The organism is Extensimonas vulgaris (assembly GCF_003337425.1).
Lineage (GTDB): Bacteria > Pseudomonadota > Gammaproteobacteria > Burkholderiales > Burkholderiaceae_C > Extensimonas > Extensimonas vulgaris.
Window position 1 is genome coordinate 24,399 of record NZ_QPJU01000006.1, and the last position, 24,610, is coordinate 49,008.

Below are 24,610 nucleotides of genomic sequence, written 5' to 3' on the forward strand. Positions count from 1 at the left end.
CACGCCACCGCCCGTACCGCCCAAGCATGACGCAAACCGAGGCCGTCAGGGCCTAGGGAAAACCCGCGCAGCGTGTCAGGACTCGCCAGCCCAGCCTTGTAAAAAACAAGCCAAAACGGCCTCTAGCGCTTAATACACAAGCGCTGAATGCTATTATTTTTATATTTTTGAATCGTCTCAATGCGCATGCCCATGCGTGCCGTGAACGTGGCGGTGCGCGATTTCTTCGGGTGTGGCGGGGCGCACGGCGGTGACCTTGCAGGCAAAGCGCAGCGCCTGACCTGCGAGCGGGTGGTTGCCATCCAGGTGCACCACGGGGCCTTTGATCTTCACCACGTGGAATATCTGGCGCTCGCCCGCATCACTCATGCCTTCGAGCTGGCCGCCTACTTTCACGCCGGGCGGGAATTCGGCCTTCGGGATCGTGCGCACCAGGCGCTCGTCGCGCAGGCCGAAGGCTTCTTCGGGGCTGAGCTCAAGGGTGGTGGCGAAGCCCACATCCTGGCCTTCGAGCGCGGCTTCGACTTTGGGGAACAGGTTGCCGTAGCCGCCGTGCAAGTACGCCAGCGTGCCTGCATCGAGCGGCTGGCCCTGCAAGCTGGTGATGCGGTAGTTCAACGTGACGGCGGTGTTTTGTGTGATTGGCATGGGAAAAATGAAAAAAACGGAGGACGCCCGGCGCAGCGTACGGGCGGAGAAGGTGCATTGTCGGTGACGGACGCGGCGCACGCGCTGGCGCTGGCGCACGCGCTGGCGCTGGCGCACGCGCTGGCGCTGGCGCTGGCGCTGGCGCTGAGGTGCAGGATGCCGTGGAGACGCACGGCGGCGCAGTCAGCGTCAGCAGCGGTCTGCGGCGCGACGACTCAGTCCGGCAGACTGTCCGTCTGCGCGCCGGGGTGGCGCGCAAAACGCCGCGGCAGCGGGCCGTGCACCGGCGCGCTCGTAGGCCAGGGCCAGCCGCCGAATTGGGTGCGCCGGTAATCCTCTATGGCCTGGTGGATTTCGGAGCTCGTGTTCATCACGAAGGGCCCGTATTGCGCCACGGGCTCGCCGATCGGGCGGCCCTGCAGCAGCAGGCATTCGACCGTTGACGTGCCGGTGTTGCTGAGCAGCCAATCCTGCGCCGCCTGCAGCTCGAGCGCGGCGTGGGATGTCACTTCCTGCGGCCCGATACACAGGCGCTCGCCTGCAAAAAAGTAGAGCATGCGCCGCGTTTGCGCGTGCCGCGCCGCGTGCCGCGCCGCGGGCAGCCGCCACAGCGCGCCGGGCGCGAGCTGCAGCGTCCAGATCGCCACGTCGGCCTCGGGTTGCGCGGCCCAGGACTCGGGCGGCGGCGGCAGCGGCTCGGCCGCACCCTGTGGTGCATCCGGCAGCGCACCTGCGATCACCGTGACCGTGCTCGTGCGGCCCTGCGCGTCGCGCTGCACGAGCCGCGGGATGCGCTCGCGCCAGAACATGGTGAAGTGCGGCGCCGCCATCTTCTGGCGCGCGGGCAGGTTGAGCCAGATTTGCAGCAGCTCCAGCGGGTTGGGCGCGCTGGTGTCGAGCAGCGGGAACATCTCGGAGTGCACGATGCCGCGCCCGGCCGTGAGCCACTGCACGTCGCCCGCGCCAAAGCGTGCCGCCGCGCCGAGCGAATCGGCATGGTCCACGAAGCCGTGGCGCAGAATCGACACCGTCTCGAAGCCGCGGTGCGGGTGCGCCGGAAAGCCCGGGACGCTGCTGCCGTGGTACATGCTCCAGTCGTCCTGGCGGCTGAAGTCGTTGCCGATCTGTCGTCCGGCGAGCGTCGCCGCGGGGCCGAAGGCGCCGTTGCCCGGCGGGTAAGCGTCGTCGTGGTGCGCGCAGAACAAAAACGGATCGATGGTGGGCCACAACGGGCCCAGCGGCTGGGTTTGCAGGATCGGATTCATGGCCAAATGATGACAAACAAAATTGGCCTTTGAGATAGTATGGTCAAGCGCAGGAAGCTCCTGTTATGGGAGCAAAAAGCCTTGGGCAAATTCACGCCGTTGTGGCCCGCGCGGCGGTCGGGTGCGGTCGGCGCACGACGCCCAGCAGCGCCACGAGCCCGGCCGCGGCCAGCGGCCCCAGGCTCAGCAGCGTGAGGCCCAGGCCGAAGCCGCCCGAGTGCTCCTTGGCCCAGCCGATGATGTAGGGGCCGACGAAGCCGCCGAGTGCGCCCACCGAATTGATCATGGCGAATGCCCCTGCGATTGCACTGCCCTTGAGGTAGAGCTGGGGCAGCGTCCAGAAGCCCCCGGTCGAGCCCATGATGCCTGCGGCGCCCAGGCTCAACGCGGCGATGGCCAGTACCGGGTCGGTGGTGTGGCCCGCGAGCCACAGCCCCAGCGCACCCGCGAGCAGCCCCGCGATGGCCACCGAAAAACGCCGCCCTGTGCGATCCACGTAGCGTCCCAGCGTGATGATGGCCACCAGCGCGACGATGAACGGGATGGCCGAGATGAAGCCCGTCTGCAGCGTAGAAGCGCCAAAGCCGCGCACGATCTGCGGCACCCAGAAGATGATGCCGAAGCTGCCGATCAGGCCGCCGAAGTAGGCCAGGCTCAAGAAAATGACGGGCGTGGACAACAGCCCGTCGCGCAGGCTGCTGCGGTGCTGCGGCGTGGCCTGCTGGTTCTCACGCGCGAGGGCGTCTTCGAGCGCCTGCGCTTCGTCGGGGCGCAGCCAGGCGGCGTCACGCGGGCGGTCGGGCATGAGCCGGTACACGGCAAGGCCCGCGAGCAGCGTGGGCAGCCCTTCGAGGATGAACATCCACTGCCAGTTTTTCAGGCCGGCCAGTCCGTGCAAAGACTCTATGCCCAAAATGGCGCCCGACATCGGCCCGCTGATGATCAGCGCCACCGGCATGGCGGCCATGATGAAGGCGCTCATGCGGCCGCGGTACTCGGCCGGAAACCAGTAGGTCAGGTACAGAAACAGGCCCGGCAGCAGGCCGGCTTCGGCCATGCCGAGCAGAAAGCGCAGCGCAAAGAACGAGTTGGCGCTGTGGATGAAGGCCATGAGCATGGCCACGCAACCCCAGGCGATGGTGAGCGGTGCAATCCAGCGGCGCGCGCCGATTTTCTCGATCATCATGTTGCTCGGCACTTCGAACAGCACGTAGCCGAAGAAGAAAAAGCCCACGCCCAGTGCATAGACCGTGGGCGTGAAGCCCAGGTCCTGGTTCATGCCCAGCGCTGCAAAGCTGACGTTGGCGCGGTCCAGGAAGCTCAGCAGGAACAGCAGGCCCAGAAACGGCATGAGCCGCCGTGCTGCTTTGGTGACGATGGGTTGGATGGCAGTGGTGGACATGGTGCGCCAGGGAGAGATGACAACGCCTTCGAGTGTCTGCGACACCTGTCAATTGGGCGATGCGGGATAACCCGTAGGCGCTTGCCATGCATGGGCAATGCCAAGGAGCCTGGTGCCGCAGGCGCACTGGCGCAGGTCTTTTTCATGGAGACACATGGCAATGCCAAAATGCCGGGCCATGCTGCGCATCGTTGTTTTCCCCTGGGGCCGTGTTCGTGCCCTGCGTCTGGTGTGTCTGCGCTGCGGCGGGCCGCTGGGCCGGGCGTGTCCCGCAGGGGGCATGACACCATGAGTTCTTTGCCATCCTCTGTTTTGAATTGCTTGCCCGGTCGCCCCTGGCCGCTCGGTGTGACGCCCATGGCGCTGGACGGGCGCACGGGCCTCAATGTGGCGGTGTTTTCGCGCCGCGCCACGGCCGTGGAGCTGTGCTGCTTCAGCGCCGATGGCGCCACCGAAATGGCGCGGCTGCGCCTGCCCGCGTGCACCGACGGCATTTGGCACGGTTTCGTGCCTGGTTTGGGCGCGGGGCAGCGCTACGGCCTGCGCGCCCACGGGCCGTGGGACCCGCGCGCGGGGCATTTCTTCAACCCGGCCAAGCTGCTCATAGACCCTTGGGCGCGCTCGCTGCCCGGTTCGGTGGACAAGCTCGCGCTCGAAACCGGCTTTCGCGCCGATGCGCCCGAGTTGCCGGATGCCGAGGACAACGCCGCGCGCATGCCGAAGGCGCGCGTGCTCGACCTGGAAGCGGAGCTGCGCGCCGGCGCCGCAATTGCGCCCGGGCCCGGCATTGCGATGGCGCACACCGTGCTTTACGAGGCGCACGTCAAGTCGCTCACCCGGCTGCACCCCGAAGTGCCCGAGGCACAGCGCGGCACCTACGCGGGGCTCGCGAGCCCGGTCATGCTCGCGCACTACCGGCGCATCGGCGTCACCAGCCTGTGCCTGCTGCCGGTGCAGCGCCACCTCGACGAGCGCCACCTGATCGAGCGCGGCCTGGTCAACCACTGGGGCTACAACACGCTGGGCTTTTTCGTGCCCGAGCCGCGCTACGCGAGCGCCGCGGCGCGCGCCGACGCGCTCGGCGGGCGATTGGACGACGCGGGCGTGCGCGCCGAATTTCGCGCCATGGTCGACACCCTGCACCGCCACGGCATCGAGGTACTGCTCGACGTGGTCTATAACCACAGCGCCGAGGGCGGTGCGCTCGGGCCCACGCTGTCGTGGCGCGGGCTCGACAACGCGGCCTGGTACGCGCTCGACGCGCAAGGCCACTACCTGAACCCCACGGGCTGCGGCAACACCTTCGACATGGGCGGGCCGCACGTGGTGCAGATGGTCATGGACAGCCTGCGCTGGTGGGTGCAAGCCTTTGGCGTCGATGGCTTTCGCTTCGACCTCGCGGTGTCGCTCGGGCGCGATCCGCTGCTCGGGCGGCATTTCCATCCGCTGGGCGCGCTGTTCGCGGCGATCGCGCAAGACCCCGTGCTCGCGCGCGTCAAGTGGATCGCCGAGCCCTGGGACGTGGGCGCCGACGGCTACCAGATCGGCCGCTTCGGCCCGCGCTGGCACGAGTGGAACGACCAGCTGCGCGACACGCTGCGCGCCTGGTGGCTCGGGCCGGTATGCACGCGCGGGCAGCTCGCGCGGCGCCTCACCGGCTCGAGCGACATCTTCGAGGCCACGGGGCGCAGTCCGCTCGCGAGCATCAACATGGTCACGGCGCACGACGGCTTCACGCTGGCCGACCTGACCTCGTACAGCCGCAAGCACAACGAGGCCAACGGCGAGAACAACCGCGACGGCAACGACTACAACCTCAGCGCCAACGGCGGCCACGAGGGCCCGACGCAAGACCCGGTCATCGTGCAGCGGCGCGCGCGCTGGCGCCGCGGCCTGCTGGCCACGCTGCTGTGTGCGCAGGGCGTGCCGCAACTGCTCGCAGGCGACGAGATTGCGCACAGCCAGCAAGGCAACAACAACGCCTACTGCCAGGACAACCCCATCAGCTGGCTCGACTGGGCCGGGGGCGATGCGCAACTCACGGACTTCGTCGCGGGCCTCACGGCGCTGCGCCGGCGCTACCCCGGTCTGCGCCACGCGCAGTGGTTCCACGGCGTGCCGCTGCCCGGCGAAAACTGGCCCGACATCGAATGGCGCACGGCCAGCGGTGCGCCGCCGCAGCTACCGGATTGGGAGCGCGCCGACGGTCGCCTGCTGATCTGCACGATCACCGTGGGCGAGGCCGACCAGCCGGCGCACGAGCGCCTGCTGCTGGTCGTGCACGCGGGCGAGCAGGCCGTGGACATCCAGCTGCCGCCCGGGCACTGGCAGCCGGTGCTCGACAGCGCGCAGGCCTGGGTGGCATGCGATGGTGCAGAGGCTGCGTCGGCCATCGTGCAAACGGTGTTTCGCGTAACCCCCCAGAGTGTGCACCTGCTCGTCCAGCCCTTGCACTATGCACCCCGCGCCCTGCCGCCACCCCCCAAAGAGCCCACGCCATGACAGCGCCCCTGCATCCCCTTCTATCGCGTCGTGCCAGCGGCGTGCTGCTGCACCTGACCAGCCTGCCTGGCCCGCACGGCTCGGGCGATCTGGGGGCGCAGGCGGGGCATTTTCTCGACTGGCTGCAGTCGGCAGGGCAGACGCTGTGGCAGGTGCTGCCGCTCACCCCGCCGGGCGCGGGCGTGTCGCCGTACCAGAGCCCTTCGGCCTTTGCCGGCAGTCCCTGGCTGGTCGATCTGGACGAGCTGGTGCGCTGCGGCTGGCTCGATGCGGCGGTGCTGCAACGCGCGCCGCCTTTCCCCGCGGGCCATTGCGACTTTGCGCGCGTGCTGCCCTGGCGCGCGGCGGCCCTGCGCGCGGCCTGGCAGGGCTTCGTGGCGCGTGCCGGCGCCCCCGAGCGGCAGGCGCTGGCCGACTTCGTGCAGGCGCAGGCGCACTGGCTTCAGGATTACGCCCTGTTCATGCTGCTGCACGAGCGCCACGGCGAGCCCTGGAACCGCTGGCCCGCGCCCTATGCGTGGCGCGATGCGCAGGCGCTAGCGGCGCTGCGCCGCGATGCCGCTGCCGAGCTCGATTTCTGGCACTTCGTGCAATGGCGCTTTCACGTGCAATGGCAGGGGCTGCGCGCGCAGGCGCAGGCGCGCGGCATCCATTTCGTGGGCGACGTGCCGATTTTCGTTGCGCACCACAGCGCCGACGTATGGGCCCGGCCGCAGCTGTTTCAGCTCGATGCGGATGGAGCGCCGCTGCTCGTGGCCGGCGTGCCGCCCGACTATTTCAGCGCCACGGGCCAGCGCTGGGGCAACCCGCTGTACCGCTGGGACGCGATGGCCGCCGACGGCTACGCCTGGTGGGCGCAGCGTCTGGCGCACCTGTTGACGCAGGTCGATCTGGTGCGCATAGACCATTTCCGCGGCTTCGAATCGTGCTGGGCGATTCCCGCGCATGCACCCACGGCCGAGGGCGGACACTGGCAGGCGGGGCCGGGGCGCGCGCTGTTCGACGCGCTGCGCGAGCGCCTCGGGCCGCTGCCCGTGATCGCCGAAGACCTTGGGCTCATCACCGAGGCCGTGCATCGGCTGCGCCAGGACTGCGGCTTTCCGGGCATGCGCGTGGCGCAGTTCGCCTTTGGCGACACCGCGGCCAACCCCTATCTGCCGCACAACTACGAGCCGCTCACCGTGGCCTACACGGGCACGCACGACAACGACACCACCGTGGGCTGGTGGCAGAGCATGGATGCCGCGCAGCGCCGCAAAGTGCTCGATTACCTGGGCCCCGCGGCGGCGCAGGAAATCCACTGGGCGCTGATCCAGTCGCTGTCGCAATCGGTTGCGCGCACGCTCGTCGTACCCTTGCAGGACGTGCTGGGGCTCGACGGCCAGCACCGCATGAACACGCCGGGGCACACCGAAGGCTGCTGGCGCTGGCGCTTTGACTGGTCGCAGATCGGGCCCGAGGCCGGAGTGCGCCTTGCGGCCATGGCGCGCGCGCATGGCCGCTGTGCTGGCTGAAGGGCCTTCGGACGGGGCGGCGGGCGGGAAAATTTTTTATCGCAAGGAGACGGAAATGGATCACGACGACCCCTATCAACTCGCGCGCCGCACCATCGGGCTCGTGCTCGCAGGCGGGCGCGGCTCGCGCCTGCAGGCGCTGACCGACCGGCGCGCCAAGCCTGCGGTGTATTTCGGCGGCAAGTTCCGCATCATCGACTTCGCGCTCTCGAACTGCCTGAACTCGGGCGTGCGTCGCATCGGCGTGCTCACGCAATACAAGTCGCACAGCCTGTTGCGCCACTTGCAGCGCGGCTGGTCGTTCCTGCGCAGCGAGTTCAACGAATTTCTCGATCTGCTGCCCGCGCAGCAGCGCATCAACGAGCAGTCGTGGTACCTGGGCACGGCCGACGCCGTCTATCAAAACCTCGACATCCTGCGCGCGCACCGGCCGCAGTTCCTGCTCGTGCTCGCGGGCGACCATGTGTACAAAATGGACTACGCCAAGCTGTTGGCCGACCACGTGGCGCTGGGCGCGCCGTGCACCGTGGCCTGCATCGAGGTGCCGTTGGCCGATGCGAGCGGCTTTGGCGTGATGGCGATCGACGCGCAGCGGCGCATCGTGCGCTTCGACGAAAAGCCCGCGCAGCCCGCGCCCATGCCGGGCCGCCCCGGTCACGCGCTCGCGAGCATGGGCGTGTACGTGTTCGACGCCGAATACCTCTACGGCCTGCTCGAAGCCGACGCGGCCAATGCACTCTCCAGCCACGACTTCGGCAAGGACCTGATCCCCGCCATCGTCGCGCGTGGCGAGGCCGTGGCGCATCCGTTCGGCCTCTCGTGCGTCACGAGCAGCCCCGAGGCGCTGCCCTATTGGCGCGACGTGGGCACCGTGGATGCCTACTGGGCCGCGAACATCGACCTCACGAACACCGTGCCCGAGCTCGACATGTACGACCGCGAGTGGCCGATCTGGACCTACCAGGAGCAGCTGCCGCCGGCCAAGTTCGTGTTCGACGACGACGGGCGGCGCGGCATGGCCGTGGATTCGCTGGTCTCGGGCGGCTGCATCGTCTCGGGCGCGCTGGTGCGGCGCTCGGTGCTGTTTTCGCGCGTGCGCCTCAACTCCTTCAGCACGGTCGAGGAATCCATCCTGCTGCCCGGCGCCGAAGTGGGGCGCAACTGCCGCCTGCGCAAAGTCATCGTCGATACCGGCTGCCACATCCCCGGCGGCATGCACATCGGCCTGGACGCCGCGGACGACGCGCGCCGCTTTCTGCGCACCGATCAAGGCGTGGTGCTGGTCACGCGCGACATGCTCGAGCGGCTTGCGCCCACGCCGCAGCCGGGTGCCGCACCAGGAGCCACGGCTTGAAAATCCTCTACGCCTGCAGCGAGTTGTTTCCCTTGCTCAAGACGGGCGGGCTGGCCGACGTGAGTGCTGCTCTGCCCGCCGCGCTCAGGGCCGCCAATGCCGACGTGCGGCTTGTGCTGCCGGCCTTTCCAGCGATTCAAAACGGCGTCGATGTCACCGGGCCGGCGCTCGCGCTCGGCTTTGCCGGCGGCCCGCGCGTGGCCCAGGCCGCGCCCGGGCAGAGTGCACCACGCCTGCTGCCGGCGCGCGTGCGCGTGGGCGGCCAGCCCGTGTACCTGATCGACGCGCCCGCGCTCTACGCGCGCCCGGGCGGCCCCTACCACGACGCGCAGGGGCACGAATGGCCCGACAACGCCGAGCGCTTCGCCTTGCTCGGCTGGGCGGCTGCGTGCCTCGCGCTGGGCGCCGATCCCGCCTGGCGGCCCGAGGTGCTGCACGCGCACGACTGGCACGCGGGCCTCGCGCCGCTGTACGCGCGCGAACTCGCGCGTGCGCTCGGCGCGCGGCCGCCCGCGAGCGTGTTCACCATCCACAACCTGGCCTACCAGGGGCTGTTTCCGGCGCACCTGCTCGGTGCCTTGGGGCTGCCCCCTTGGGTGTTTGCTGTGGACGGGCTGGAGTTCTACGGCCAGATTTCGTTCATGAAGGCCGGCATTCAATACGCGGATGCCATCACCACCGTGAGCCCGCGCTACGCGCGCGAAATCCAGACGCCCGAGCAGGGCTGCGGCCTCGACGGCCTGCTGCGCGCGCGCGCCGAGCGCTTGTTCGGCATCCTCAACGGTGTCGATGACGCGGTCTGGAACCCTGCGCACGATGCGTTTTTGGCGCCGGAGTTTGCCTTCGACGTCGATCGGCTCGACGGCAAGGCACGCGCCAAGCAGGCCTTGCAGCAAGAGCTCGGCCTGCAGCCGCGCGCCGACGCGCTGCTGTTCGTCGCGGTGAGCCGGCTCAGCGAACAAAAGGGCCTGCACCTGCTGCCGGCCGTGCTCGACGCGCTGTGCGCGCGTGGCGGCCAGGTCGCGGTGCTGGGCAGCGGCGATGCGGCCATCGAGGCCGCGCTGCAGCAGGCATGCGCTGGGCACGATGGCCATGCCGCACTGCGCCTGGGCTACGATGAAGCGCTCGCGCACCGCCTGATCGCGGGCGGCGACGTGCTGCTCATGCCCTCGCGCTTCGAGCCCTGCGGGCTCACGCAGCTCTATGCGCTGCGCTACGGCACCCTGCCGCTGGTGCACGAAGTCGGTGGCCTGGCCGACACCGTGACCGACTGCGCGCTCGAAAACCTCGACGACGGCAGTGCCAGTGGCTTTGTGTTCCACTGTTTTGGCACCGCGGGCCTGGACGCGGCCGTGCGCCGCGCCTTTGCGCTGCGCCGCCGTGCGCCGGAATGGGCCGCGGTGCAGCGCCACGCCATGCAGCTGCGCTTCGAATGGGCGCAGGCGGCGCAAAGGTATTTAGAGCTTTTTTCGCGTTTTACCTAGATGGAACCTGCGCAAGCAGCTCTCTTTTTTGATGAAGTCGATACCAAAACCATGAACAACGAAACCCTCGATTTCCAGGTCGAACACCCTAGCAACTCGGTGCAGGCCCTGCGCGACTCGATCGCGACCTGGCTGGTCTATGCCGTGGGCAAAGACCCGACTTCGGCCACCCAGCGCGACTGGCTGTTCGCCATCGTCTATGCGGTACGCGAGCGCATCATGGACCGCTGGAGCGAAACGCGCAGGCGCACGCGCGAACAAGACGCCAAGCAGCTGTATTACCTCTCGATGGAATTCCTCATGGGCCGCATGCTCACGAATGCGCTCATGGCCGCCGGCATCTACGAAGAAACGCGCGCGGCCTGCGCGCTGCTCGGCGCCGACTTCGACGCGCTCGCCAACCTCGAGGCCGAACCGGGCCTGGGCAACGGTGGCCTGGGGCGCCTGGCCGCGTGCTTCATGGATTCGCTCGCCACGCTGGGCCTGCCCGCGATGGGCTACGGCATACGCTACGACTACGGCATGTTCACGCAGCGCATCGTCGACGGCCGCCAGGTCGAAGAGCCCGACAACTGGCTCGCGGGCGGCAACCCGTGGGAATTCGTGCGCCCCGAGGCCGGCTGCACGGTGCACTTCGGCGGCCGTGTCGTGCCGGGCGAGGGCGGCGCGCTGGCCTGGGTCGATCCGGCCGAAGACGTGATCGCCACCGCCTACGACACACCCGTGCCCGGCTACCAGCTGCACGCGGTGGCCACGCTGCGCCTGTGGTCGGCGCGCGACAGCGACACCATCAACCTCGAGGCCTTCAACCAGGGCGACTACTTTCGCGCCGTCGAGGCCAAAAATGAGGCCGAGAACGTCTCGCGCGTGCTCTACCCTGAAGACAGCACCGAGCGCGGGCGCGAGCTGCGTCTGCGCCAGGAATACTTTTTCGTGAGCGCCTCGATCCAGGACATCGTGCGCCGATTCCTGCGCGACCACGGCAATTTCGACCAGTTCGCCGACAAGGTCGCGATCCACCTCAACGACACGCACCCCGCGCTCGCCGTGCCCGAGCTCATGCGCCTGCTCGTCGATGAGCAGCGCCTCGGCTGGGACACCGCCTGGAGCCTGTGCACGCGCGTGTTCAGCTACACCAACCACACGCTGATGCCCGAGGCGCTCGAAACCTGGTCCGTCGATCTGCTCGGCCGCCTGCTGCCGCGCCACCTGCGCATCATCTACGACATCAACGCGCGCTTTCTGGCGCAGGTGCACGAGCAGCACCCGGACGACAACGACCTGCCGCGGCGCGTTTCATTGATCGAGGAGGACGGCGTGCGGCGCGTGCGCATGGCCTTTTTGTGCGTGCTCGCGAGCCACAAGGTCAACGGCGTGTCGCAGCTGCACACCGAGCTGATGCAGCGCAGCATCTTTGCCGATTTCGCGCACATCTTTCCCGAGCGCTTTTGCAACAAAACCAACGGCATCACGCCGCGGCGCTGGCTCGCGCAGGCCAACCGCCCGCTCTCGGCACTGATAGACGCGCATGTGGGCACCGACTGGCGGCGTGACCTCGACGAGCAGCTCGTCGCGCTCAAGCCGCTCGCCGCCGACCCCGTGTTCAACAACGCCGTGCGCCTGGCCAAGCAGCAAAACAAGCAGCGCCTGGCCGACTACATCGCGCGCGAGCCCGGCGTGCAGCTCAATATTGAGAGCCTGTTCGACGTGCAGGTCAAGCGCATCCACGAATACAAGCGCCAGCTGTTGAACCTGCTGCACGTGATCACGCGCTACCACCAGATCCAGGCGCGCCCGCAGGCCGACTGGGTGCCGCGCACCGTGATCTTCGGCGGCAAGGCCGCGTTCGCCTACCAGATGGCCAAGAAGATCATCCGCCTCATCAACGACGTGGCGCGCACCATCAACAACGACCCCGTCGTGGGCAACCGGCTCAAGGTGGTGTTCGTGCCCAACTACCGCGTCACGCTGGCCGAGCTCATCATCCCCGCGGCCGACCTGTCGGAGCAGATCTCGCTCGCCGGCACCGAAGCCTCGGGCACGGGCAACATGAAGTTCGCGCTCAACGGCGCGCTCACCATAGGCACCTGGGACGGCGCGAACATCGAGATCGCGCAGCAGGTCGGGCTCGACAACATCTTCATCTTCGGCCACCGCGCGGAAGAAGTGGCCGAGCTGCGCGCCAAAGGCTACCGGCCGCGCAGCTACTACGAGCAAAACTACGACCTCAAAACGGCCATAGACCGCATCGCCGACGGCACCTTCTCGCCGCAGGAGCCGCAGCGCTACCACGATGTCGTGAACGTGCTGCTCGAAACCGACTACTTCCAGCTGCTTGCCGACTATGCCGACTACGTGGCCACGCAGCAGCGCGTCGATGCGCTGTATCGCGACCCGAGCGAATGGACACGCAAGGCCATCCTCAACATCGCGAGCATGGGGTGGTTTTCGTCCGACCGCACGATCCAGGAATACGCGGACGAAATCTGGGCGCTCAAGCCGATTGCGTGAGGCGGGCCACGGCCCGTGGTGGCGGCTGCGGGTTCAGGCGCGGGTTGCGTTCGTGTTCTTGGCTGCGGTTGCAAGCACGGGCTTGAACACGCGCAACCACTTGGCTGCCGGAATGCCCCAGCGCGCCTGCACGGCCTCGGCGCGCGCCTGCAGTTCGGCGCGTGGCGGGCGGCTGGGCGTGCGCTGCGCGAGCACGATGGTGTTGCCCTCGCGCGTGGGCTTGAAGGCCCACAGCGCCTCGGTGCCGAAGGCCTCGCCGAGCGCCTGCACGCTGCGCTCGTAGCTCGATGCGCGGCCAAACAGGTTCACCGTCATGCAGCCGTCGTCGCTGAGCAGCGCGCGGCAGTCGGCGTAGAACGCGGCGCTGTCGAGCACCGGCGCAGCGGCTTCGTGGTCGTACAAGTCCACCGCGAGGGCATCGACCGTGCCCAGCCACATCGGGTCGCGGATCTCCTGCGCCGCGTCGGCCAGCACCACGCGCAGCTTGGGCCCGTCGGGCGGCAGCTTGAACCAGCTGCGGCACACCGCGAGCACCTGCGGATTGAGCTCCACGGCGGTGCAGCACATGTGCAGTTTTTTGTAGCAAAACTTCGTGATCGCACCTGCGCCAAGCCCCAATTGCATCGCATGCCGCTGGCGCACGCTGGCAGGCTCCACGAAGAGCAGCCAGGCCATCATGCGCTGCACGTATTCGAGCTCGATGGCAAACGGATCGGCCAGGCGCATCGAGCCCTGGATCCAGGGCGTGCCCAGGTGCAGGTGGCGCACCGGGCCGTCTTCGGAAATGCTGACTTCGGGCAGGCTGGCGCTGCTCTTGGAAGCGGTCTTGGCAGTGGACATGCGGTAAAAAAGTCAAACGAGGCCGTAGCGGGCGAACAGCTCGCCCCAGGCCTGCAATTTACGCGCAAAACTCCAGGACGCATTCGCCGGGCTCGTCGAGGGTAGGCGGTGCACGGGCACGCCGAGCCGGGCCGTCTGGCGCGCGTGGCGAAAGCTCTCGCCGCCGTTGTGTGCGATCGCGGCGAGCTCTGGGCAGCGCGCCTGCAGCAGCGCAAAGTCGTTCACCTCGGCGTTGCGGATCTGCGCGTCCAGGCTGCCGGCGCGTGTGCAGCGCGCATACACGTCCCACAAGCCCAGGCCGCGCGCGCGCAGCCAGTCGCAGCGCTGCGCGTAGCCCTCGGGCGTGTCTGCCGCAGGCAGGGGATGCGCAGGCCACAGCGCCTGCAGGATGCGCCAGAAGTGGTTTTGCGGATGCGCGTAATACTGCTGCGCGCGCAAGGACGCCACACCCGGAAAGCTGCCGAGCACGAGCACGCGCGTCTGTGCGCCCACCACGGGCGGCAGGCCGGTCAGCAGTGCATCGGTGGCCTCAGCAGCGGTCATGGCAATGATTCACTTCCAAAGCAATAGCTGCTTGCGCTTGATACATAAGGGCTAGAAGCCAAAAAGACCAAAAATCCGCGCGAACCTCAGGCGCGCATGCCTAAGATCGCCGCGCCGAGGATCAAGGCCGTCGCAAGCACCAGGCTCGCACTCGGGCTTTGCCCGCGCACGAGCATCAGCAGCGCCGTCGAGGCCACGGGCGTGAGGTAGCTCAGGATGCCGATGTGCCGCGCGTCGCCGAGCTTGAGCGCCTTGTCCCAGAGAAAAAACGCCCCGCCCAAGGGCCCCAGGCCCAGCAGCGCAAGCAGCGCCCAGTCACGCGCCTGCAGCTGCGCGGCAGGCTCGAGCAGCGCGTGGCACAGCAGCGCGAGCAGGCCCGACACCAGCCCGAACAGGCCGATCGCCGTCGTCGGGAACGCCGGCACGCGCCGCGTCAGCAGCGAGTAGCTCGCCCAAATGAAGGCTGCGGCGAGCGCCGGCAGATAGCCCCAGGCGAGCGCGGCATCCGGCGTATGCCCGCCCGTGATCGCGAGCGCAGCACCTGAGAAGCCGAGCAACCCTGCCAGCACATGCGTCCAGCGCAGCCGCATGCCCGGCAGCAGCAGGGGCGCGAGCAGCACGATGAGCAGCGGCCACAGGTAGTTGATCAGGTTGGCCTGCACGGCGGGCGCGTGGCGCAGCGCGAGGAAGAGCAGAAAATGGTAGGCAAACAAGCCATACACACCCAAAGCCAGCGTGCGCAGCGGAATGCGCCACTGCGCCGGATCGCGCAGCACCAGCGGCCACGATGGCACGCTGCCCAGCACCAGCGCCGCGCCGGTCAGAAACAGCGGCGGCACATGGCCCAGCGACACCGCGAGCGCGGCGAGCGAAGCCCACAGCGCGATTGCGCCCAGGGCATAGGCATTGGCGCGCATGTTCACCAGTGCAAGCGTCCTATGGGCGCCGGGGGCGGCGCTTTCTCTGAACAGGTTCTCAAACCCCTGCCGCATGCGCCTGCAAGTCGGCGTGGTAGCTCGAGCGCACCAGCGCCCCCACGGCAGCGTGGCTGAAGCCCAGCGCGTAGGCGGCTTCTTCGTACCTCTTGAAGGTGTCCGGGTGTACGTAGCGCCGCACGGGCAAGTGGCTGGTGCTGGGCGCGAGGTACTGGCCTATGGTCAGCATGTCGATGTCGTGCGCACGCATGTCGCGCAGCACCTGTAGCACCTCTTCGTCGGTCTCGCCCAGGCCCACCATGATGCCGCTCTTGGTCGGCACACCAGGGTGCTGCGCCTTGAACTTTTGCAGCAGCTTCAGGCTGAACTGGTAGTCCGAGCCCGGGCGCGCTTCTTTGTAAAGGCGCGGCACGGTCTCGAGGTTGTGGTTCATCACGTCGGGCGGCGCGGCACGCAGGATCTCGAGCGCGCGGTCGTCGCGGCCACGGAAGTCGGGCACCAGGATTTCGATCCGCGTCTGCGGCGACAGCGCGCGCACCTGCTGGATGCAGGCCACGAAATGGGCGCTGCCGCCGTCGCGCAGGTCGTCGCGGTCCACGCTCGTGATGACCACGTATTGAAGGCGCAGCGCAGCCACGGTGCGCGCAAGGTTCAGCGGCTCGTCGGGGTCGAGCGGATCGGGCCGGCCGTGGCCCACGTCGCAAAACGGGCAGCGGCGCGTGCACTTGTCGCCCATGATCATGAAGGTTGCCGTGCCCTTGCCGAAGCATTCGCCGATGTTCGGGCAGCTGGCCTCTTCGCACACCGTGTGCAGCTTGTGCTCGCGCAAGATTTCCTTGACCGCGTAAAAGCGCGAGCCCGCGGCGCTGGCCTTGACGCGAATCCATTCGGGCTTGCGCAAGACCTCGCCGGGCGCGACCTTGACGGGAATGCGCGCGAGCTTGGACGCCGCCTTGTGCTTGGCCAGCGGGTTGTAGTCTGCGGGGGATTGCGCTTCGCGCACGATGTCGGAGGTGCTCATGGCAGGTCGGGGCCGAAAGGCAGTGGAGGGGCCGCGGGAGAGGAAAGCAGTGTTTCAGGGAGCAAGCCAGATGCCGAGCTGCTGCGCGAGCACCTGCGCGGCTTCTTCCCAGGTGGTGTGCACGCCAATTGTAGAAAGGTCTATGGTGCGCAATTGCGCATAACCACAAGGGTGGATGCGCGTAAAGGGTTCGAGATCCATCGCCACGTTGAGCGCCACGCCGTGGTAAGTGCAGTGACGGCTGACCTTGATGCCCAGCGCCGCGATCTTGCCCAGACCAGTGAAATCGGGCGCGGGTGTCTTGCTGCTTTGTTCACTATCGGTTCGCTCGACTCTGCGCGGCCGCTGCGCCAGCATGGCATGCCCCGCCGGATCGGCCAGGCGCACGTAGATGCCCGGCGCCCCCGCCACGCGGTGGCCGGTCACGCCAAAATGCGCGAGCGTGCGCAGCACGGCCTCTTCGAGACGGTGCACGTATTCCTTGACGTAGTAGCCCGCGCGCTGCAGGTCGATGAGCGGATAGGCCACCACCTGCCCCGGGCCGTGGAAGGTCACCTGCCCGCCGCGGTTGGTCGCGACCACAGGGATGTCACCAGGCGCCAAAATGTGCTCTTTTTTTCCCGCTAGCCCTTGCGTATAGACCGCATCGTGCTCACACATAAGGAGCACATCGGGGCTTTGCGGCGTGCGCGTGGCGGTGTAGTCCTGCATGGCCTGCACGGTGGCCGCGTAGTCCACCCGGCCCAGCATGTGCAACTCGAGCGGTAGGGGCATGGATCAGAGCACTATTTGCACCAGAGGGTGCGAAGTCAGCGCGCGGTACAGGTCGTCGAGTTGGTTGCGGCTGGTGGCTGTGATGGTCAGCGTGATGCCGAGGTACTTGCCCGTGCGGCTGTCGCGCAGGGCCATGCGGCTGGCATCGAACGAAGGGTCGAACCGCTGCGCGAGTTCGGCCACGGCGGCCACGAAAGCGTCGGACTTGGCGCCCATGACCTTGATGGGGAAGGGCGCGGGGTAGGTCAGCAATGTGTCAGGACGGGCCATGCTCGGAGGGGTTTGTGGCATGCGCAAGCTTACCGGCAGTGCAAAATAGGCGCCTGCATGCAGCACAGAGGCAGCAAAAACGGTGCCGCTTGCCCGCCGCGACCACGATCGCTTGGCGCAGCGGCGACCAGTAGCTTGCGGGTAGTTTCCAGAGCCCTCAGGGTTTTACCTATAATGGGGGGCTTTGTGAATTTCGTCGATCTGTAATCTGGGTGCCATCCAACATGAAAACAATCGCACCCGAAGATGCAGATGAAGCCCAAGAGCAGGACTTCAAGCCCCTGTCGGCCCAAGAAGCCGCGCAGTGGCGCAGCCGCCATCCTCCGGTATCCTTGTGGAGTTTGGTGGCGGGGCAGGCACTGGTGGGGGGGCTCGTGGCCTTGCTCATCTGGCTGGTAAGCGGCAACGCCCAGGCTGGATGGTCGGCGCTGTATGGCGCGTTTGCGGTGGTGGCCCCTGGGGCCCTGCTGGCGCGCGGCATATCGCGCCCCTCGGACGGCGGGGCGGCAAGCGCGGTCATGGCGCGGTTCTTCGGCTGGGAGCTGGCCAAGATCCTCGTCTCGGTCGCCCTGCTGCTGGCTGCGCCCCGGCTGGTGCCGGACTTGAGCTGGCTGGCCCTGCTGCTGGGTATGGTGATCACAATGAAAGCGTACTGGGTCGCCCTGTGGGTGCGTCCCGGTGTTCGAGCAACCAATTGATATCGAGGGAAGAGTCGTCCGATGTCCGCAGAAGCGCACGCCCCCACTGCAAGTGAATACATCGTTCACCACCTGCAGCATCTTCAGAACATTCCGCAAAAATCGATCGTCGATTTTTCTGTGTTCAACATCGATTCCATCGTCATCGCCCTGGTCTTGGGCTTGCTCGGCGTTTTCGTGCTGTGGCTCGCGGCGCGCAAGGCTACCTCGGGCGTGCCGGGGCGTTTTCAGGCGGCAGTCGAAATCCTGGTCGAAATGGTGGACAACCAGGCCAAGGCCAACATCCACAATGCGCAAAGCCGTAAGTTCATTGCGCCCCTGGCGCTCACGGTGTTCGTGTGGATTTTCCTGATGAACACCATGGACATGCTGCCGGTCGATCTCTTTCCCGCCATCTGGGCCAAGGTTTACGAAGCTGCAGGACATGATCCGCACCACGCCTATCTGCGCGTCGTGCCCACGGCCGATCTGTCCACCACGTTGGGTCTGGCTTTTGCGGTGCTGCTGCTGCGCTTTTGGTACAGCGTCAAAGTCAAGGGCTTGGGCGGCTGGGCGCATGAGCTCGTGTCGGCGCCGTTTGGCACCAGCAAGAATCCGCTGCTCGCCTTGATTCTCGGCGTGGTCAACCTGCTCATGCAGATCATCGAATACGTGGCCAACACGGTGTCGCACGGCATGCGGTTGTTCGGCAACATGTATGCGGGCGAACTGGTCTTCATGCTGATCGCTTTGATGGGAGGCGCTGCCGCGCTGTCCTTGTCCGGCGTGCTGTTGCCGCTGGGGCACGTGATCGCAGGCACGATCTGGACGCTGTTCCACATCCTCGTGATCACCTTGCAAGCCTTCATCTTCATGATGCTGTCGCTGATCTACCTCGGTCAGGCGCACAGCGCACATTGATTCGGTTTTTTCTCGCGTTTCCCTTTCGTTTCCTTCCTCAACCTTTCTTTTTCAACTCAGGAGTCATCATGGAAAACATTCTCGGTCTCGTCGCTTTGGCTTGCGGTCTGATTGTGGGCCTTGGCGCTATCGGCGCTTCTATCGGTATTGCGCTGATGGGTGGAAAATTTCTCGAATCGTCGGCGCGCCAGCCTGAATTGATCAATGACTTGCAAACCAAGATGTTCATCTTGGCCGGTCTGATCGATGCCGCCTTCCTGATCGGCGTGGCCATCGCCCTGTTGTTCGCCTTCGCCAACCCCTTCGTTTCGACCTTGCTGGCCAACCTGCCCAAGTAATTCCGTCCAACGCCACTACAGAAAGGTGTTGCCGTGAATATCAACGCGACACTGTTCTTTCAGGCCATCGTCTTTTTGATTTTGGTGTGGTTCACGATGAAATTCGTGTGGCCACCGATCGCCAAGGCGCTGGATGAAAGAGCACAGAAAATCGCCGATGGTCTCGCTGCCGCCGATCGTGCCAAGTCCGAGTTGAGCGCTGCGAACCAGCGCGTCGAAAAGGAACTGGCGCAAGCGCGCAACGAGGCTGCCGCGCGCCTGGCGGACGCAGAGCGTCTGGCGCAGTCCATCATCGAACAGGCCAAAGCGCGTGCCAGCGAAGAGGCCAACAAAATCATCGCTGCGGCGCAGGCCGAGGCCGAGCAGCAGGCGGTGCGTGCGCGCGAGGCTTTGCGCGACCAAGTGGCCGAACTCGCCATCAAAGGTGCCGAGCAAATCCTGCGCAAAGAAGTCGATGCCAAGGTGCATTCCGACTTGCTGAACCGCTTGAAGACCGAGCTGTAAGGGGACACAGATGGCAGAACTCGCCACCATTGCCCGCCCTTACGCCGAGGCCCTGTTCAAGGCCGCCGTCGAGACGGGCGCCGACCTCGATGGCACGGCCGACTGGGTCGAAGAGCTGGCAGCGATTGCCGCAACGCCGCAAGTGCAGGAAGTCGCTGCGAGCCCCAAGGTCACGGACGACCAGGTGTACGACCTCATCACGGGCGTGGCGCGCTCTGCGCTGCCGTCGCTCGCGCAAAATTTTTTGCGCACGCTGATCGCCAATGGACGTCTGGCCGCACTGCCCGAGATCGCCGCACAATTCCGTGCCCGCGTGAACGAGCACAAAGGCAGCTCGGATGCCGTCGTCTATAGCGCTTTTCCGCTCGACGAGGCGGCATTGGCCGATTTGCGTCCGGTGCTCGAAAAGCGTTTCGGGCGCAAGCTGAACCTCAGCGTGCAGCTCGACCCCGCGCTGATCGGCGGCATTCGCGTAGTGGTGGGCGACGAGGTGCTAGACACCTCGGTCAAAGCCCGTCTCGAACAAATGAAAGCGGCCCTCACCGCCTGAAGTGCGGTGGGCTTTAGGCTCAACCAAGGAAGGAAAGAGTGATGCAACTCAATCCCGCAGAAATTTCTGAACTCATCAAAAGCCGCATCGAGGGCTTGGCCGCGCATGCCGACATCCGCAACCAGGGCGTCGTCGTGTCCGTCTCCGACGGTATCGTGCGCGTGCATGGCCTCTCTGACGCCATGCAGGGCGAAATGCTGGAATTCCCGCCCACGCCCAGTGGCGCGCCCTCCTACGGCCTGGCGCTGAACCTCGAGCGCGACTCGGTCGGTGCGGTGATTCTCGGTGAATACGAGCACATCTCCGAAGGCGACACCGTCAAATGCACGGGCCGCATCCTGGAAGTGCCCGTGGGCCCCGAACTCGTGGGGCGTGTGGTCAATGCCCTGGGCCAGCCGATCGACGGCAAGGGCCCGATCGACGCCAAGCTCACCGACGTGATTGAAAAGGTCGCCCCCGGCGTGATCGCGCGCCAGTCGGTGGACCAGCCGCTGCAGACCGGGCTCAAGTCCATCGACTCCATGGTGCCTATCGGCCGCGGCCAGCGCGAGCTGATCATCGGTGACCGCCAGACCGGCAAGACGGCCGTCGCCGTGGACGCGATCCTCGCGCAAAAGGGCCAGGGCGTGACCTGCATTTACGTCGCGATCGGCCAGAAGGCTTCGTCGATCAAGAACGTCGTGCGCGCACTCGAGCAAGCGGGCGCGATGGAGTACACCATCGTCGTCGCCGCATCGGCTTCCGAGTCCGCCGCCATGCAGTATGTGTCGGCCTATTCGGGTTGCACCATGGGCGAATACTTCCGCGACCGCGGGCAAGATGCGCTGATCGTCTATGACGACCTGTCCAAGCAGGCCGTCGCCTATCGCCAGGTGTCGCTGCTGCTGCGCCGCCCGCCGGGCCGCGAAGCCTTCCCCGGTGACGTGTTCTATCTGCACAGCCGCTTGCTCGAGCGCGCCGCGCGTGTCAACGCCGACTACGTCGAAGCCTTCACCAAAGGCGAAGTCAAGGGCAAGACGGGTTCGCTCACGGCGCTGCCCATCATCGAGACGCAAGCCGGTGACGTGTCCGCGTTCGTGCCGACCAACGTGATCTCGATCACCGACGGCCAGATCTTTCTCGAAACCAACCTGTTCAACGCAGGCATCCGCCCCGCCATCAACGCCGGTATTTCCGTGTCGCGCGTCGGTGGTGCGGCGCAGACCAAGCTGATCAAGAGCCTGTCCGGCGGCATCCGTACCGACCTCGCGCAGTACCGCGAACTCGCGGCGTTCGCGCAGTTCGCGTCCGACCTCGACGAAGCCACGCGCAAGCAGCTCGACCGCGGCGCGCGCGTGACCGAGCTGCTCAAGCAGCCGCAATACAGCCCGCTGCCGATCTCGCTGATGGCGGCCTCGCTGTTCGCGGTGAACAAGGGCTTTCTCGACGATGTCGATGTCAAGAAGGTGCTCGAGTTCGAACACGGCCTGCACCAGTTCCTGCAAACCAGCCACGCCGCCCTGTTGGCCAAGCTCGAAAAGGACAAGGCCATGGACAAGGACGCCGAGGTCGAGTTGACCGCCGCGATCACGGCGTTCAAAAAGTCCTTCGCCTGAGACCTTAAACCTTGTGGGGCGCAGCAGTAGCGAGGCGCACGCTCCGTCCCCAACCAACGAGGAACTGATATGGCAGTAGGCAAGGAAATACGCAGCAAGATCCAATCGGTGGAAAACACCAAGAAGATCACCAAGGCCATGGAAATGGTGGCTGCATCCAAGATGCGCAAAGCGCAGGATCGGATGCGCGCCGCCCGTCCCTACAGCGAAAAAATCCGCAACATCGCCGCGAATTTGAGCCAAGCGAACCCCGAATACGTGCACCCTTTCATGAGGGTCAACGACGTGAAGGCGGCCGGCATGATCGTCGTCACGACCGACAAGGGTCTGTGCGGCGGCATGAACACCAACGTGTTGCGCGCCATCACGGCCAAGTTGCGCGAGCTGCAAGGCGCTGGCGTGGACGTACAGACCGTGGCGATAGGGAACAAGGGCCTGGGTTTTTTGAACCGCATCGGCGCCAAGGTGGTTTCGCACGTGACGGGTTTGGGCGACACGCCGCACCTCGACAAGCTCATCGGCCCCGTCAAGGTGCTGCTCGATGCGTATGCCGAGGGCAAGATCAACGCGGTCTACCTCTGCTACACCAAGTTCATCAACACGATGAAGCAGGAATCGATGGTGGAGCAATTGTTGCCGCTGTCGTCTGCGCAACTGGCGCAAGGCAGTACCGCGCACAGCTGGGATTACCTCTATGAACCCGATCCGCAGAGCGTGATCGACGAGTTGCTGCTGCGCTACGTCGAATCCCTGATCTACCAATCCGTGGCCGAAAACATGGCGTCCGAGCAGTCGGCGCGCATGGTGGCCATGAAGGCAGCGACCGACAACGCAGGCAATGTGATTGCCGAGCTGAAGCTGGTTTACAACAAGACACGCCAGGCCGCGATCACGAAAGAACTTTCGGAAATCGTCGCAGGTGCCGCCGCAGTCTGAGCGGCACCGGCGACCTCAAAATTGGAGCGAGAACAAATGGCTCAAGAAAATACCTCCCAGAGCGCAGGCGCGCTGGGCAAGATCGTGCAATGTATTGGTGCCGTGGTGGACGTGGAGTTTCCACGCGAGCGCATGCCCAAAATTTACGATGCGCTCAAGCTCGAGGGCTCGCCGCTGACGCTCGAGGTGCAGCAGCAATTGGGCGACGGTGTGGTGCGGACGATTGCGCTCGGCTCATCCGAAGGGCTGCGCCGCGGCCTCATGGTCAGCAATACCGGCCACCCGATCACGGTGCCGGTGGGCAAAGCGACGCTCGGCCGCATCATGGACGTGCTCGGCACGCCCATCGACGAGCGTGGACCCGTGAGCCAGGAGGTCACGGCCTCCATCCACCGCAAGGCGCCGGCGTATGACGAGCTCTCGCCCTCGCAGGAACTGCTCGAAACCGGCATCAAGGTGATCGATTTGGTCTGCCCGTTCGCCAAGGGCGGCAAGGTGGGTCTGTTCGGCGGCGCCGGCGTGGGCAAGACCGTGAACATGATGGAGCTCATCAACAACATCGCCAAGGCGCACTCGGGCCTGTCGGTGTTTGCCGGTGTGGGCGAGCGCACCCGCGAGGGCAACGACTTCTACCACGAAATGGCCGAATCGGGCGTGGTGAACCTCGAGAACCTCAGCGAGTCCAAGGTGTCCATGGTGTATGGCCAGATGAACGAGCCGCCGGGCAACCGCCTGCGCGTGGCGCTCACGGGCCTGACCATCGCCGAATCCTTCCGTGACGAAGGCCGCGACGTGCTGTTCTTCGTGGACAACATCTACCGCTACACGCTGGCCGGCACTGAAGTGTCCGCGCTGCTGGGCCGCATGCCGTCTGCCGTGGGTTACCAGCCTACGCTGGCCGAAGAAATGGGCCGTCTGCAAGAGCGCATCACCTCGACCAAGGTGGGCTCGATCACCTCGATCCAGGCTGTGTATGTGCCTGCGGACGACTTGACCGACCCTTCGCCTGCCACGACCTTCGCGCACTTGGACTCCACCGTGGTGCTGTCGCGTGACATTGCCGCGCTGGGGATCTACCCGGCCGTCGATCCGCTCGACTCCACGAGCCGCCAGCTCGACCCGCTGGTCGTCGGTGAGGAGCATTACAGCGTCGCGCGCGCCGTCCAGGGCACGCTGCAGCGCTACAAGGAGCTGCGCGACATCATCGCGATTCTGGGCATGGACGAACTCGCGCCCGAAGACAAGCTGGCCGTGGCGCGCGCGCGCAAGATCCAGCGCTTTTTGTCGCAGCCCTTCCACGTGGCCGAAGTGTTCACGGGCTCGCCGGGCAAGTACGTGCCGCTGTCCGAGACCATCCGCGGCTTCAAGATGATCGTGAACGGCGAGTGCGACCACCTGCCCGAGCAGGCCTTCTACATGGTCGGCACCATCGACGAGGCCTTCGAAAAGGCCAAGAAGCTGGTTTGAGCGGCCGTGGACAGGCTAAACCAACCCTGCCTGTCCCTGTCCGACTAACCCCTTAGCTTTTGCAGGAGCAATGATGAACACCATCCACGTCGACGTGGTCAGTGCGGAAGAATCCATTTTTGCCGGTGAAGCGCGCTTCGTCGCTTTGCCCGGCGAGATGGGCGAGTTGGGTATTTACCCGCGCCACACGCCGCTGATCACGCGCATCAAACCCGGCTCGGTGCGCATCGAGATGGCCAACGGTGAGGAAGAGTTCGTTTTCGTGGCGGGCGGCATTCTCGAAGTGCAGCCTGATTGCGTCACCGTGCTCTCCGACACCGCCATCCGCGGCAGGGATTTGGACGAAGAAAAAGCCAACGAAGCGCGGCGCGCCGCCGAAGAAGCGCTCAAGAACGCCAAGAGCGAGATCGATCTGGCAAAAGCGCAGGCCGAGCTCGCCATCATGGCGGCGCAGCTCGCCGCATTGCGCAAGTACCGCCAGAAAAAGTAAAAAGAGCGCACGCCACCGCGTGTGCGTTGCGCGATTGAAAAGCCCGGCGTGTTCCGGGCTTTTTGGTCG

23 protein-coding genes are annotated in these 24,610 nt (G+C 66.1%); 14 read left to right on the plus strand and 9 right to left on the minus strand.

What is annotated here, in order from left to right:
• Positions 1–177: 177 nt before the first annotated feature.
• The 3 genes from DFR45_RS09440 to DFR45_RS09450 all read right to left on the minus strand — a co-directional run bounded on the left by DFR45_RS09440 (position 178) and on the right by DFR45_RS09450 (position 3,315).
• The gene (locus tag DFR45_RS09440) at positions 178–648 is read right to left on the minus strand and encodes an FKBP-type peptidyl-prolyl cis-trans isomerase (protein ID WP_114483470.1); all 471 of its coding nucleotides are present in this window, start codon (positions 646–648) and stop codon (positions 178–180) included.
• Between the two features lie 215 nt (positions 649–863).
• The gene (locus DFR45_RS09445; protein WP_114483471.1) at positions 864–1,913 is read right to left on the minus strand and encodes a pirin family protein; all 1,050 of its coding nucleotides are present in this window, start codon (positions 1,911–1,913) and stop codon (positions 864–866) included.
• 91 nt (positions 1,914–2,004) lie between these two features.
• Positions 2,005–3,315 carry an MFS transporter gene (locus tag DFR45_RS09450; RefSeq protein ID WP_114483472.1) on the minus strand — a complete coding sequence of 437 codons (1,311 nt, stop codon included), beginning with the start codon at positions 3,313–3,315 and terminating at the stop codon, positions 2,005–2,007.
• A gap of 288 nt (positions 3,316–3,603) precedes the next feature.
• On the opposite strand from DFR45_RS09450, the gene glgX reads away from it, so the two are divergent.
• From glgX to DFR45_RS09475, 5 genes are read left to right on the plus strand one after another with little or no spacing between them, the layout of a single operon-like run.
• Positions 3,604–5,817 carry a glycogen debranching protein GlgX gene (gene glgX / locus DFR45_RS09455; RefSeq protein WP_114483473.1) on the plus strand — a complete coding sequence of 738 codons (2,214 nt, stop codon included), beginning with the start codon at positions 3,604–3,606 and terminating at the stop codon, positions 5,815–5,817.
• On the plus strand, positions 5,814–7,331 hold the full coding sequence (gene malQ / locus DFR45_RS09460; protein ID WP_114483474.1) for a 4-alpha-glucanotransferase: 1,518 nt from the start codon (positions 5,814–5,816) through the stop codon (positions 7,329–7,331). Before glgX ends, malQ begins: the two co-directional genes overlap by 4 nt.
• Positions 7,332–7,386: 55 nt before the next feature.
• On the plus strand, positions 7,387–8,685 hold the full coding sequence (gene glgC / locus DFR45_RS09465) for a glucose-1-phosphate adenylyltransferase (protein WP_114483627.1): 1,299 nt from the start codon (positions 7,387–7,389) through the stop codon (positions 8,683–8,685).
• Positions 8,682–10,169: a glycogen synthase GlgA gene (gene glgA / locus DFR45_RS09470; RefSeq protein WP_114483475.1), complete on the plus strand. Its 1,488-nt coding sequence runs from the start codon at positions 8,682–8,684 to the stop codon at positions 10,167–10,169. The genes glgC and glgA overlap by 4 nt, the downstream gene beginning before the upstream one ends.
• A gap of 51 nt (positions 10,170–10,220) precedes the next feature.
• A complete protein-coding gene (locus DFR45_RS09475) occupies positions 10,221–12,680 on the plus strand; it encodes a glycogen/starch/alpha-glucan phosphorylase (RefSeq protein ID WP_114483628.1) in 2,460 nt (819 codons plus the stop codon).
• Positions 12,681–12,713: 33 nt separating this feature from the next.
• Here DFR45_RS09475 and DFR45_RS09480 read toward each other — a convergent pair whose 3' ends face one another.
• The 6 genes from DFR45_RS09480 to DFR45_RS09505 form a co-directional block, all read right to left on the minus strand.
• Complete coding sequence (locus tag DFR45_RS09480; protein WP_114483476.1) at positions 12,714–13,520, minus strand: class I SAM-dependent methyltransferase; 807 nt, start codon at positions 13,518–13,520, stop codon at positions 12,714–12,716.
• Positions 13,521–13,532: 12 nt separating this feature from the next.
• Positions 13,533–14,063: a DNA-deoxyinosine glycosylase gene (locus DFR45_RS09485; RefSeq protein WP_114483477.1), complete on the minus strand. Its 531-nt coding sequence runs from the start codon at positions 14,061–14,063 to the stop codon at positions 13,533–13,535.
• A gap of 86 nt (positions 14,064–14,149) precedes the next feature.
• Entirely contained in the window at positions 14,150–14,980 is an 831-nt protein-coding gene (locus DFR45_RS09490) for a DMT family transporter (RefSeq protein ID WP_114483478.1), read from the minus strand.
• Between the two features lie 58 nt (positions 14,981–15,038).
• Positions 15,039–16,019 carry a lipoyl synthase gene (gene lipA / locus DFR45_RS09495; protein ID WP_114483479.1) on the minus strand — a complete coding sequence of 327 codons (981 nt, stop codon included), beginning with the start codon at positions 16,017–16,019 and terminating at the stop codon, positions 15,039–15,041.
• 54 nt (positions 16,020–16,073) lie between these two features.
• Positions 16,074–16,793 carry a lipoyl(octanoyl) transferase LipB gene (gene lipB, locus DFR45_RS09500; RefSeq protein ID WP_241659358.1) on the minus strand — a complete coding sequence of 240 codons (720 nt, stop codon included), beginning with the start codon at positions 16,791–16,793 and terminating at the stop codon, positions 16,074–16,076.
• 3 nt (positions 16,794–16,796) lie between these two features.
• Positions 16,797–17,063 carry a YbeD family protein gene (locus DFR45_RS09505; protein WP_241659357.1) on the minus strand — a complete coding sequence of 89 codons (267 nt, stop codon included), beginning with the start codon at positions 17,061–17,063 and terminating at the stop codon, positions 16,797–16,799.
• A 224-nt stretch (positions 17,064–17,287) separates the two neighbouring features.
• On the opposite strand from DFR45_RS09505, the gene DFR45_RS09510 reads away from it, so the two are divergent.
• The 9 genes from DFR45_RS09510 to DFR45_RS09550 all read left to right on the plus strand — a co-directional run bounded on the left by DFR45_RS09510 (position 17,288) and on the right by DFR45_RS09550 (position 24,541).
• Positions 17,288–17,761 (plus strand): ATP synthase subunit I, encoded by a 474-nt coding sequence (locus DFR45_RS09510; protein ID WP_114483480.1) that lies wholly within the window; start codon positions 17,288–17,290, stop codon positions 17,759–17,761.
• A gap of 21 nt (positions 17,762–17,782) precedes the next feature.
• The gene (gene atpB / locus DFR45_RS09515; protein ID WP_114483481.1) at positions 17,783–18,661 is read left to right on the plus strand and encodes a F0F1 ATP synthase subunit A; all 879 of its coding nucleotides are present in this window, start codon (positions 17,783–17,785) and stop codon (positions 18,659–18,661) included.
• A 68-nt stretch (positions 18,662–18,729) separates the two neighbouring features.
• Positions 18,730–18,999, plus strand: coding sequence for a F0F1 ATP synthase subunit C (gene atpE, locus DFR45_RS09520; protein ID WP_114483482.1), 270 nt, complete (start codon positions 18,730–18,732; stop codon positions 18,997–18,999).
• Positions 19,000–19,032: 33 nt separating this feature from the next.
• Complete coding sequence (locus tag DFR45_RS09525; RefSeq protein ID WP_114483483.1) at positions 19,033–19,503, plus strand: F0F1 ATP synthase subunit B; 471 nt, start codon at positions 19,033–19,035, stop codon at positions 19,501–19,503.
• Positions 19,504–19,513: 10 nt separating this feature from the next.
• Positions 19,514–20,053, plus strand: coding sequence for a F0F1 ATP synthase subunit delta (locus DFR45_RS09530; RefSeq protein ID WP_114483485.1), 540 nt, complete (start codon positions 19,514–19,516; stop codon positions 20,051–20,053).
• Positions 20,054–20,094: 41 nt separating this feature from the next.
• Positions 20,095–21,648, plus strand: a complete 1,554-nt coding sequence (gene atpA, locus DFR45_RS09535; RefSeq protein ID WP_114483486.1) for a F0F1 ATP synthase subunit alpha — start codon at positions 20,095–20,097, stop codon at positions 21,646–21,648.
• Between the two features lie 69 nt (positions 21,649–21,717).
• The gene (gene atpG / locus DFR45_RS09540; protein WP_114483487.1) at positions 21,718–22,584 is read left to right on the plus strand and encodes a F0F1 ATP synthase subunit gamma; all 867 of its coding nucleotides are present in this window, start codon (positions 21,718–21,720) and stop codon (positions 22,582–22,584) included.
• A 36-nt stretch (positions 22,585–22,620) separates the two neighbouring features.
• Positions 22,621–24,051 (plus strand): F0F1 ATP synthase subunit beta, encoded by a 1,431-nt coding sequence (gene atpD / locus DFR45_RS09545; RefSeq protein ID WP_114483488.1) that lies wholly within the window; start codon positions 22,621–22,623, stop codon positions 24,049–24,051.
• 73 nt (positions 24,052–24,124) lie between these two features.
• Positions 24,125–24,541 (plus strand): F0F1 ATP synthase subunit epsilon, encoded by a 417-nt coding sequence (locus DFR45_RS09550; RefSeq protein WP_114483631.1) that lies wholly within the window; start codon positions 24,125–24,127, stop codon positions 24,539–24,541.
• The last annotated feature ends 69 nt before the right edge of the window (positions 24,542–24,610 follow it).

Coding starts and splice junctions, on each gene's coding strand:
- glgX (WP_114483473.1), top strand. CDS start 3,604: ATGAGTTCTTTGCCATCCTCTGTTTTGAATTGCTTGCCCGGTCGCCCC.
- DFR45_RS09530 (WP_114483485.1), top strand. CDS start 19,514: ATGGCAGAACTCGCCACCATTGCCCGCCCTTACGCCGAGGCCCTGTTC.
- atpG (WP_114483487.1), top strand. CDS start 21,718: ATGGCAGTAGGCAAGGAAATACGCAGCAAGATCCAATCGGTGGAAAAC.
- atpD (WP_114483488.1), top strand. CDS start 22,621: ATGGCTCAAGAAAATACCTCCCAGAGCGCAGGCGCGCTGGGCAAGATC.
- DFR45_RS09490 (WP_114483478.1), bottom strand. CDS start 14,980: ATGCGCGCCAATGCCTATGCCCTGGGCGCAATCGCGCTGTGGGCTTCG.
- DFR45_RS09550 (WP_114483631.1), top strand. CDS start 24,125: ATGAACACCATCCACGTCGACGTGGTCAGTGCGGAAGAATCCATTTTT.
- DFR45_RS09440 (WP_114483470.1), bottom strand. CDS start 648: ATGCCAATCACACAAAACACCGCCGTCACGTTGAACTACCGCATCACC.
- atpA (WP_114483486.1), top strand. CDS start 20,095: ATGCAACTCAATCCCGCAGAAATTTCTGAACTCATCAAAAGCCGCATC.
- atpB (WP_114483481.1), top strand. CDS start 17,783: ATGTCCGCAGAAGCGCACGCCCCCACTGCAAGTGAATACATCGTTCAC.
- malQ (WP_114483474.1), top strand. CDS start 5,814: ATGACAGCGCCCCTGCATCCCCTTCTATCGCGTCGTGCCAGCGGCGTG.
- DFR45_RS09475 (WP_114483628.1), top strand. CDS start 10,221: ATGAACAACGAAACCCTCGATTTCCAGGTCGAACACCCTAGCAACTCG.
- DFR45_RS09480 (WP_114483476.1), bottom strand. CDS start 13,520: ATGTCCACTGCCAAGACCGCTTCCAAGAGCAGCGCCAGCCTGCCCGAA.
- atpE (WP_114483482.1), top strand. CDS start 18,730: ATGGAAAACATTCTCGGTCTCGTCGCTTTGGCTTGCGGTCTGATTGTG.
- lipA (WP_114483479.1), bottom strand. CDS start 16,019: ATGAGCACCTCCGACATCGTGCGCGAAGCGCAATCCCCCGCAGACTAC.
- DFR45_RS09510 (WP_114483480.1), top strand. CDS start 17,288: ATGAAAACAATCGCACCCGAAGATGCAGATGAAGCCCAAGAGCAGGAC.
- DFR45_RS09505 (WP_241659357.1), bottom strand. CDS start 17,063: ATGGCCCGTCCTGACACATTGCTGACCTACCCCGCGCCCTTCCCCATC.
- DFR45_RS09485 (WP_114483477.1), bottom strand. CDS start 14,063: ATGACCGCTGCTGAGGCCACCGATGCACTGCTGACCGGCCTGCCGCCC.
- lipB (WP_241659358.1), bottom strand. CDS start 16,793: ATGCCCCTACCGCTCGAGTTGCACATGCTGGGCCGGGTGGACTACGCG.
- DFR45_RS09445 (WP_114483471.1), bottom strand. CDS start 1,913: ATGAATCCGATCCTGCAAACCCAGCCGCTGGGCCCGTTGTGGCCCACC.
- DFR45_RS09450 (WP_114483472.1), bottom strand. CDS start 3,315: ATGTCCACCACTGCCATCCAACCCATCGTCACCAAAGCAGCACGGCGG.
- glgC (WP_114483627.1), top strand. CDS start 7,387: ATGGATCACGACGACCCCTATCAACTCGCGCGCCGCACCATCGGGCTC.